Source organism: Alteromonas alvinellae (assembly GCF_902705805.1).
The window spans coordinates 1-393 of the sequence record NZ_CACSIH010000210.1; the positions used below are offsets into that span (position 1 = coordinate 1).

1 protein-coding gene is annotated in these 393 nt (G+C 41.2%); it reads left to right on the top strand.

Annotation, left to right across the window (positions count from 1 at the left end; translation table 11 throughout):
• Nucleotides 1-339 (top strand): hypothetical protein (locus ACX5KA_RS15465; RefSeq protein WP_458731600.1); only part of this gene is annotated, 339 nt, incomplete at its 5' end.
• Between the last annotated feature and the right edge of the window lie 54 nt (nt 340-393).

Genomic DNA, 393 nt, shown 5'->3' on the forward strand with positions numbered 1-393 from the left:
GCGCCCCAAAGCTTAGTGTTAGGTACCGGTATGAACATGCACAACACATCTGTAATTTTAAGCATTCTTGTGTTTTGTGTGGCATTTCCAATCTCGTTTGTTTGTTTATTCAGAGGCATCTATTACCTTCTATTGGCCTCGAAAAACCAAAAAGATGGCGCGTCCGAAAATAGGTTTATCAAATTCAACTTATTAAACTCTTTAGTCATTCAAGGGGCGCTTACTGATTCTGGCAATCAACATAAGAAAAAAGGTATAAAGAACCTATCCGTTTTCATTTGTTTGTCTTTGCTGGTATTTGGTATGTTTAGCCTTTCTTCGAGTGGCAACGTTACCTAACAAAACACTAAAGGCGCTCGCGCTGCTCGCTGGGACGCTAACACATGGGCTGCG